Raw genomic sequence first — 4,913 nt, 5'->3', positions numbered from 1 at the left:
TTCCGGGTTCGTTCGCGGCTGGCGCCGCTCCCGCCCCGGAATGATAGTGAGTTACCCCCGCTCGCCGACCGGCGAGAACAGATAGCCGCCGCCGCGGATGGTTCGGATCACCGCCGGGTGGGCCGGGTCCGGCTCGATCTTGCGGCGGATCCGCATGATGCGCAGATCGACGGCGCGGTCGAAGGCTTCGGCGTCGCGGGCATTGGCGAGCTCCAGCAGCCGTTCGCGCGACAGCACCCGCTTCGGATTGGCGGCGAACACCTTTAATAGTCCGAACTCGGACGCTGTCAGAGGATGCTCGTTGCCGTCATCGTCGCGCAGCGCCTGCGCCTCGAGGTCGAGCCATTTGGTGCCGAACCGCACCAGATGATCCTTCGCCGCCTTCGCCGGCAAGGCTTCGGCTATCGTCGCGCCCTTCGGCGCGCTTCGCCGCAGCACCGAGCGAATCCGCGCCATCAGTTCGCGCAATTCGCAGGGCTTGGCGATGTAGTCGTCGGCGCCGAGTTCGAGGCCGACGACCCGGTCGATCGGGCTGGCGGTAGCGGTCAGCATGATCACCGGCACGTTGGTGCGGCTCTTGAGGTCGCGGATGATCGACAGTCCGTCTTCCTCGGGCATGTTGAGGTCAAGCACCACCAGATCGGGGACGCCGCTCTCGATCGCGGCGCGCAGGCTCCGGCCGCCGTCGCACAAGGTCACGGTGAAACCGTGCATCTTGAGATAGTCGCCGACCATCTCGCGGGCCGGGGCTTCGTCATCGACGATGATGATATGCGGGCTCTGGCTCATGGCTGGGCATCGGTTGTCGCGGGAAGCAGGATGGTGAAGGTGGCGCCCCGGCCGGGGCCGGGGCTGTGCGCGGCGACCTCGCCGCCATGCATGTCGACGATGCGCTTGACGATCGAGAGGCCGAGGCCGGTCGAGCTTTCGCCGGCGGTGGGTTTGGCCGACAGCCGCTGGAAGCGGCCGAACAGGCGGTCGAGATCCTCCGGCGACAGGCCGGCGCCCTCGTCGCTGACACTGACCTTGACGCTGTCGGCGTCGCCGGTGACCAGCAGCGCGATCTTGCCGCCGATCGGGCTGTATTTGATGGCGTTGCTGACGAGGTTGTCGATCGCCTCGCGCATGCGGTCGGAATCGCACATCGTGAGGTCGTGGTGGCTCAGCGCCGACACCAGGATCTCCTGCTGCTTGCTGATCGCCGACGGCTTGTTGGCCTCGGCGACGTCGCTGACCAGCGCCGAGATGTCGACCGGCTCGCGGCGGATGGTAATATCGAAGGCATCGGCCATGGCGTCGTTGATCAGATGATCGACCATCGAGGTCAGCCGACGTGTGGCGTCGCGGATATGCTCGACCTGGGCGACGATATTGTCCTTGGGCGAGCCGGCCGAGATCAATTCGGTCAGCATCTCTGTGCGACCGAGTATGACGCCGAGCGGGTTCTTCAAATCGTGAGCGACGGTGCCAAGAATCTCGTTCTTGAAGCCGTTGGCGCGTTGCAGCCGCAGCCATTGCGCCGACAGTCGGCGGTTGGCCTGGATCAGCGCGCGGGTGCGTTGCGCGACACGGTCCTCAAGCTGGGAGTTGGCCTCATGCAGCTGCTGGTACAAAATGACATTGTCAAAGGCGATCGACAGTCGGCTGCCGAAAATCTCGACCAGTGAGCGGTCGGTCTCCGACAATTGCCGCTCGGCCTGCAGCAGCACCACCACCTCGCGGCCGGAGCCGGTGCGGACATACAGCACCGTGCGCTGGTCGTCGAAATCATGACGGCGGCGGCGGAATGCGTCCTCCACCATCTGCCGCAGGTCGGGATCGAGCGAGTGTGGCGTCGGGCAACCGATGAAGCGGCTGTAGCAGCCGGAGCCGGCCAGCACCGCGAAGTCATCGCTGATCACGCCGCCGTCGCGCAGCACCAGGATCCCCGCGCAATCCACATTGAGCAGCGACGCGATTTGCGTCAGCACGCCTTCGGCAAGGCGCTGCATCGACTTGAAGTCGTACAAGGTCGAGGCGGCATCGATGATGATCTCGAGCCCGCGCCTTGTCTGTACCATGCGCTCGAGCTGCTGGTAGCTGCGCAGCGCCGCGGTCAGCGAGGTGAACAGTTTGTCGGCGGTTAGTTCGGTCTTCGCCTTGTAGTCGTTGATGTCATAGTCGACGATGACGCGTCGTTCCGGCGCCTGGCCGGGTTGGCCGGTGCGCAGGATGATGCGGACGGTCTCGTTGTGCAGCTGGTGGCGGATGAATTCGACGAGGTCGAGGCCGGCGGCATCGGTCTCCATGATGACGTCGAGCAGCACCGCCGCGATGTCCGGATTGTCCCGCATCAGGGTCTGGCCCTCGGCCGCGGAATAGGCCGACAGGATTTCCAGCGACTGGCCGTTCAGCGTGTAGTCGCTGAGCGCGAAGCGGGTGCCCTCGTGCACCGCGTGATCGTCATCGATCACCGCGATCTTCCATTTCCGCGCCGTGGACGGTTCCGCCACGTCGCCGGAATCTTCAATCAGATAGAGGAGATCGTCCTGGTCGGCCATTGCGGTGCTGCCCCGTCAAGTGAACCCGCGGCGCCGGTGAGGGCGCGCGGCATGATAATGCGAAAAGTCGTGCCTTGTCCCAGTCTCGACTCCAGCATCATGCGCCCGCCAAGCTGCTGGGTCACCAGATTGTAGACGATGTGGAGTCCGAGCCCGGTGCCGCCTTCGTTGCGGCGCGTCGTGAAAAATGGGTCGAATGCCTGACGCTGCACGTCCGGCGTCATGCCGGCGCCATTGTCGGCAAAGCTGATCTCGATGTCGTCGCCGCGCAGCCGGGCGGCGATGGTAATGGTGCCGGCGCGGCCGTCGGGAAAAGCGTGGTTGACGGCGTTGAGGAACAGATTGGTCAGAATCTGGCCGTAGGAGCCGGGATAGCCGTCGATCAGCAGCCCGTCCGGCACGTCGATCGCCAGCGCGATAGGCGACTTCTTCAGTACCGGACGCAGGCTGGCGACGATCTGCTCGGTCGCCTCGGCTAGGCTGAACTGCCGGCGCTCGGCATGCGAGCGGTCGACCGCGACCTGCTTGAAGGACTGGATCAGCTCGGCAGCGCGGTGCAAATTGGCGACCAGTTGCTGAGCCGCGTCACGCGAGGTGCGGACAAATTCTTCCAGCTGCGAGCGCTTCAGCGGGGTGCCGGAGCGCAGTTCGGCCGCGAACATGTCGCTGCGCCGTGAAAAGCTCGACGCCACCGTCAGGCTGATGCCGATCGGGTTGTTGACCTCATGGGCCACGCCGGCGACCAGCCCGCCGAGCGCGGCGAGGCGTTCGGCATCGATCAAATTCTGCTGCGCGGCATTCAATTCCAGCAGCGCGCTCTCGGCCCTCTCCTTGGATGCCCGCAGTTCGTTCTCGGTCTCCCGCTTAGCAATCGCGTTCTCGCGGAAGATATCGACCGCGCGGGCCATCGCGCCGACCTCGTCGCGGGCATTGGTGCCCTGCACCCGGCGACCGTAGTCGCCGGAGGTGATGGCCCGCATCGCTATCATGATCTGTTGCAGCGGCAGCCGGATGCTGAGGGCGATGACGATGCCGGCGATGATGATGACCGCGAGAAAGCCGGCGGCGATCACCATCACATTGCGCGAGATCGCCGCCAGCGTGTGGTCGAAGGTCGCCTGCGCGTTCTGTTCGCGCTGCCGCATCTTCACCGACAGGCCATCGATGACGCCGATGGTATCGGCCTGGCTGGCGTCGATCGAATTGCGCAGCAGGTCGGTGCGGCCGGTGAGCTGCTCTGACAATTTGGCAAGGCCGCGGCGCAGCGCCACGGCGCGGTCCTTCAGCCGCTGCAGCGCGATCCGCTGCAGGTCGTTGTCGGCAAGGTCGGTCATGACCGGAATGGTGCGCTCGATGGTCTCGGTATTGCGGCGGGCTTCCTCGGCCGAGGCCGAGGCCAGTGACAAATAATAGGCGTTGGCGGCCACCAGCATCGCGGTGAAGGCCTCGCGCGATTTGCCGAGCGCCGGCCAGATCAGGGCGTCGCGCTGTCCGGTGGCGCCCTCGATGATCGAATATAGCCCGGCCATGTCCTTGGCGGGGCTGAGCACCTGGTCCTCATAGGTCCTGGCAATCGTGGTCTGCAGCGCGCGCAGTTCGCCAAAGCCTGACAGGAAGCGTTCTGTCACGCGCTCCAGCTCGGCCACCGAGCCGGACAGGATCGGGTCGTTGGAGGCACGGCTGTTCAGCGTGCCGAGCACCGCCTCGCGCAGCAGCAGAATCTCGGCGAACAAATCGGGGCTGGGCTGGTTGATGTAGCGGTGAATCAGATTCTGCAGCCGTCCGGTCTCGCTTTCCAGCAGGGCGAGGATCTGGTCGGACTGCCGGACCTGGCGGACGTCGTCCCAGGCCGAGGAAAGCACCTGCGAACCGCTCCAGATCAGACCGGCCAGCACCAGCACCACGGCGGAATTCAGCGCCGCGATCGACAGGATGCGCCAGCGGATCGGAATCGCGCGCACAAGTCCAACGATGCCGGTACGGCCCTGCGCCGCCAGCCCCTCCTGCCCGGAAACTCCGTTATACTCGCTTGTCACCACGGATGTGTCATCCGGCCTCGCGAAAGGTTCATCGGATCAAACGCCGTCCGGCTGAACCTTTGCCCTGTCCTGCACGCTAACCGACAGGGTATTCCAGGAAGGCCGGATGCGCCAACCTAGCAGAATGGCCGATCTGGCGGCTGTTGCACGGCGAAAATCCTTGATTTATTGACGGCGTCCGAAGCCGGGTGCCGTCCTGAAGGACAGTTGCGGATGCGGAAGTCGCTGTTGCGTTGCGTCGCGTTGCTCGCCCTGGCCGTGCCGCTGGTATCACCGGCGCAGGCCGCCATCGAGCTACAGTGGTGGCACGCCATGTCCGGCGAACTCGGCCGGC

At 65.3% G+C, this 4,913-nt stretch carries 3 protein-coding genes; all 3 read right to left on the bottom strand.

The window, feature by feature from the left end; genetic code table 11:
• Positions 1-51: 51 nt before the first annotated feature.
• Genes Q0S16_RS26135 through Q0S16_RS26125 form a run of 3 tightly spaced genes read right to left on the bottom strand, consistent with a single transcriptional unit; the run spans position 52 to position 4,492 of the window.
• Positions 52-789, bottom strand: coding sequence for a response regulator (locus tag Q0S16_RS26135; RefSeq protein WP_295855439.1), 738 nt, complete (start codon positions 787-789; stop codon positions 52-54).
• Entirely contained in the window at positions 786-2,540 is a 1,755-nt protein-coding gene (locus tag Q0S16_RS26130) for a DUF3369 domain-containing protein (protein WP_295855436.1), read from the bottom strand. The genes Q0S16_RS26135 and Q0S16_RS26130 overlap by 4 nt, the downstream gene beginning before the upstream one ends.
• Entirely contained in the window at positions 2,510-4,492 is a 1,983-nt protein-coding gene (locus Q0S16_RS26125) for an ATP-binding protein (RefSeq protein WP_295855442.1), read from the bottom strand. The genes Q0S16_RS26130 and Q0S16_RS26125 overlap by 31 nt, the downstream gene beginning before the upstream one ends.
• Between the last annotated feature and the right edge of the window lie 421 nt (positions 4,493-4,913).

Origin of the sequence: Tardiphaga sp., from assembly GCF_025356345.1 — a bacterium.
Taxonomy (GTDB): Bacteria; Pseudomonadota; Alphaproteobacteria; order Rhizobiales; family Xanthobacteraceae; genus Tardiphaga.
The sequence above is the reverse complement of the archived record's forward strand: the minus strand, read 5'-3'. Positions and strand labels throughout refer to the sequence as shown.